The organism is Flavobacteriales bacterium (assembly GCA_019694795.1).
Classification (GTDB): domain Bacteria; phylum Bacteroidota; class Bacteroidia; order Flavobacteriales_D; family UBA2798; genus UBA2798.
This window is the reverse complement of record JAIBBF010000109.1, coordinates 1-4,432: the sequence shown is the minus strand read 5'-3', so window position 1 is coordinate 4,432 and position 4,432 is coordinate 1. Positions and strand designations below refer to the sequence as shown.

The 4,432-nt window shown below is 39.4% G+C and carries 4 protein-coding genes; 2 read left to right on the top strand and 2 right to left on the bottom strand.

The window, feature by feature from the left end; genetic code table 11:
- On the top strand, positions 1–1,401 hold a 1,401-nt coding region (locus K1X56_14900), incomplete at its 5' end, for a T9SS type A sorting domain-containing protein (GenBank protein ID MBX7096007.1).
- Between the two features lie 23 nt (positions 1,402–1,424).
- Here the strand turns inward: K1X56_14900 and K1X56_14895 are convergent.
- Positions 1,425–1,793 carry a hypothetical protein gene (locus K1X56_14895; protein ID MBX7096006.1) on the bottom strand — a complete coding sequence of 123 codons (369 nt, stop codon included), beginning with the start codon at positions 1,791–1,793 and terminating at the stop codon, positions 1,425–1,427.
- Between the two features lie 72 nt (positions 1,794–1,865).
- Between K1X56_14895 and K1X56_14890 the strand changes: the two genes are divergently transcribed.
- The gene (locus tag K1X56_14890; protein ID MBX7096005.1) at positions 1,866–2,765 is read left to right on the top strand and encodes a TIGR01777 family oxidoreductase; all 900 of its coding nucleotides are present in this window, start codon (positions 1,866–1,868) and stop codon (positions 2,763–2,765) included.
- On the opposite strand, the gene K1X56_14885 is transcribed toward K1X56_14890, so the two are convergent.
- A partial coding sequence (locus K1X56_14885) for a TonB-dependent receptor (GenBank protein MBX7096004.1) occupies positions 2,762–4,432 on the bottom strand: 1,671 nt, incomplete at its 5' end. The genes K1X56_14890 and K1X56_14885 overlap by 4 nt on opposite strands.

The window sequence follows — 4,432 nt, the reverse complement described above, 5'->3', positions numbered from 1 at the left end:
CAGGACACCTTGTCCTTTAATTTGCAAAATCATTCATTTAAAGAATTTATAATACTAAGTGATCAGAGCTTGATTGTTGAACTAACTACAAACAATGACACCATCTTTACCAATACTGTTTTAATTCATGTGGATTCTTCGCTTAATATTTTAGACTCTGTTCGAATTGATTCAATATCGAGGTTTTCTTTGCTCTTACCCGATTCTCTTTCCAGCTTTTATTTAATTACTGCAAAATATTTAGCCAATTCATCTGCATTGGTTATCTATCATTTTTCTTCTGATTTAACCTTACTCAATTCGAATGAATTTAGCGTAAGCAATCGTTATCTGGAACCTTTTAATGCAGCTTTTCATCATGATTCAATTCTCGTTTTCAGCAACTATTCAAACAACGCTGATTTCTCCTATAAATCTTTTTTGATTCCAACAGACCTTTCCCTTTTGGATTCTTCGATTTGTGGTTTTCATCAACCGCCAATTGGACGATTTCATTATTCTTCTGCATATGGACACTTAGATTCTAATTATATTTTTAGTGGGCTATCCAACTTATTTACCGAACCGATCTATTATGCTACAGATTTAAATAACTGCCAATACGTTGAACCTGCTTCAACCTGGAGCAACTATTTGCAGCTTAATAATGATTTTTATCTGGAGTCTCTAAACATAAATCAGATTAATAGCAGTGCTAATTATTTGTATTTTCCAATAGGAGGGGAAGACAATAGCACTAACCGATCAAAGGCAGGAGTACTAAAGACTGATCTGTTTTTTAATCCTGTTCAATCCCATTTGGTAGTCCCCACTATACAACAATCAGGATTTAGTCCTTTGCGTTATGCCCCAATATCTATTTATCAAGATCAACTGATATTAACATATATGTCGCACTTCGATGCCACCAATTCTTCGCCTGATTCTAATAATGAAATATATTTAACCATTTTCGATACAACGCTTACTGTATCTCAATCCAACGTTTTAGATCCCTTTCCGCAAATTCCACTTCCCTATTATGCAACACATACACGAATAAATGATTTTGGGAGCTTATTTATTTTTGGAACGTTTGTCAAACAGAATCTGACGGACCCCGACATTTTTTATATCATTAAAATAAAAAACATATTGTCGGGTATGAAGGAAAACGGATCGGTGATGAATCATTTAATAGTTAGTCCAAACCCTGCCTCAGAGAAGATCTATTTTACAGGAATCGCCACTCAACATATAACGGCCCTGAATGTGTATGATATAAAAGGGCAATTGATTTTGTCGCCAACCCGCAAATGGAATAATGAAATAGACGTGAGTAAATTATCTCCCGGAATTTACTTCATTCAAATTATAGAAAACAACGAAAAGGTTCACGTTGGTAAATTTGTAAAGGAATAAATTTAGCGTATCATATTCTCGCATCATTTTCCCGAAAAATACCTTTTGGTTAAAACCTTCATCATTTCGCGGCGAAGGATGAGATCGGTTACTATTTCGGGAAAGGTTTGCGATGAAGAGCGTTGCATGGCTTCACGAATTTGTTTTTCGTTTACATCGATGCGGTACATCATGGCATGAAACATCTCCATGTTATTTTTAAGCATCAACTCAATAACCGGTAAAACCTGTTCGAATAATTCCTGGTAAGGTGTGCCTTTTGTGCCTGTAAAATTAATTTCGAACGAAAACTCCGCAAAATCTTTAATGAGCTGTCGTGCCGTTTCTTCCACAATCTGTTGGTCGCTGCCGGAAGGTACAAGTTCAAATAGCGATCTGGGTAAATCGTTCATGATTCAAATATACGGAAAGGAATGCGCAATGGGCCGACAACAATCTGTGCTTTGCTTTGTTATTTTTGTATTATGGCCAATATCCTTATTACGGGTGGTTCCGGTATGTTGGGAACCCGTTTAACTAAACTTCTCTTAAAGAAAAAACACCGCGTGGTACATGTGGGGAGAAGTCGCAATTCGCGGAGTCCGGTAAAAGTGTATTTATGGAATCCGGAAAAAAATTTTATTGAGGATGCTGCATTGGATGGAATCGATTTTATCATTCACCTGGCGGGTGAAAACCTGGCGGGGAAAAAGTGGAGTCTAGAGCAAAAGCAAAACATCATTAACAGCCGGATAAAAGCTCCTGAATTTTTATTCAGTAAACTGAAAGAACGCGGACAAAGCATTCAAGGTTTTTTTTCCGCATCAGGCATTAATATATATCCTCCGGATACCGACAAAATACATAGTGAAGAAGATCAGCCTGCATTAAATTTTATTGCGAACGTAGTGGTAAAATGGGAAGAGGCGGCTCATCGTTTTGATGAAATGTGTCGAGTTGCCTGTTTCCGTTTTGGAATCATTCTCGACCGCAACGAAGGCGCCTTACCTAAAATGGCATTCCCGATTCAATTTGGATTTGGTGCTGCCATTGGAAGCGGAAAACAAAATGTCACCTGGATTCACGCAGAAGATGCTGCACGATGTTTTTTATGGGCCATCGAAAATCAGGAAGTAAAAGGTGATTTTAACGCTATTGCTCCACAAAACCTAAGTAATAAAGCACTGACTAAGGCCATTGCCAAACAGTTTAAAATGCCATTGATCTTGCCGAATATTCCGTCGCCCATTATCCGATTGATGTTTGGAGAAATGTCCGAACTGTTATTAAGCGGACCAAAAGCTTCGAGCGATAAATTGATGCAATCCGGATTTCAATTTCATTTTCCTGAAATCGAATCGGCACTCCAGGAAATTTATTCTTAAAACTGAACCATCACCTGCAAAGCAAAGGTGCGTGGCGCTTGTACATCGCCCGGGCGACCCATGTATTCGAGATTGAACATATTGTTCACCACTGCAGAAACACGTGCATTCTTGTTTATATTATATCCTGCACGAATATCAAACACACAAGAACCTCGATTGTGCTTATCGCGATATTCCGGTAATCCGGGCAAGATATAATCGTACAAGGGCAATATTCCGTTTCCGATTTTTACTTCGAGATTTTCGAAAGTGTAATCGATATTTTCAATGTTGCTGATATAACGGGCGCTTAATCCAAACGTGACTTTTTTATAATCGAATTGCACATCCGCTTTGGCCATGTGTTTATAGCGGTACTTTAACATGTAAGCTTCTTTACCATCGAACGTTTTAATTTTTACACCATCCGAAAAGGAATGCAGATAGGTGCTATCGTCGTTGAGTGTAACGGGACGCATATAAGTATAACCGGCAAAAACGGTCATATCTATTTTTCTGAAAATTTTTCCTTTACCCACAATACTCATATCGATCCCCGATATTCTTGCTTCCTCTGCATTTTGAGCACGGAATCCTGCCCATTTGGTCGGGAATCCCGGGGAAGCGGGATTTAGATTTAAAGGAATAGAATCGGGATTGTAAACGCCAAATGCAAATTCCATCATATTGGTGTATTGCGTTACAAATGCTGCTACATCTAAATAGCCGACCCATTTTTTAATTTTTACACCTTGCTTCACGCCCACTTCTGCACTCCAACCACTCTCGGCGGTGAGGGATGGATTTGGAAATATTTTTAATGCGCCAACCGAAGTACTCACGTATTTTTCTGCTACTGTAGGGAAGCGATAGCCTTGTCCGATACTCGCACGTAAATACGTTTCTTCCAGTGCATGAAAATTTGCTCCGGCTCTGAATACCGGTTTAAAAGGCAAACTCAATTTGGTATTTCCCAATGAGGTTTTAGAAACCGTTTCGGAAGTATCGATACGGTAATATTCCATTCGCATTCCTCCGCTAACGGTCCAGCGCTGCCATTTTTTATCGGCCTGCACAAATGCTCCTCCGTTTATGCCATAGTGATTGCCGTACAATTGCGAAGTGATGTTGGAATAATACCCCACTGCTCCAGCTGTAAGATTTAGTTCATTTTTGAATTTGCGCGAAAACTGATATTCGCCATAGGTCATGTATGAATTCGCTCCCTGATTCGTATTGTTTACGTTATTGGTCCAGTAAACACGTGTACGTAATTGGTGACGATATCCTTTTTTAGTGTAATAGGTCAAATAAGGATCGATGTTAACGCGTGTTCCGTAATTCACGGAGATGGTGGACTCCGGATTATTTTCCGGGTCGCCGCCGCCGTAGGGACGAAATACATTATCGGCATCTTGCCAGATGATGAATACACCACTTTTACCGTACTGATAATTTCCATTTACACCAAAGGATAATCCTTCGATTTTAGAGCGATAACGGGTGTTAAAATTGACACGCCCACGGTATTCATATTCATCCTGACGATAACCCTGATCGGAAAATCCTGCGCCGCCTACAACTAAATCAAATCGTCCGAATTTTTGCGAATGGAAAAAATTAATTCCATTGTAAACCGGGTTGCAGGACCACCAGCGCAGTGTGTCGCGTTTCGGATTATCGTA

What these genes read in the sequence shown, in the direction of transcription:
- K1X56_14890 (MBX7096005.1), top strand. Translation starts at nt 1,866, where the DNA reads ATGGCCAATATCCTTATTACGGGTGGTTCCGGTATGTTGGGAACCCGT.
- K1X56_14895 (MBX7096006.1), bottom strand. Translation starts at nt 1,793, where the DNA reads ATGAACGATTTACCCAGATCGCTATTTGAACTTGTACCTTCCGGCAGC.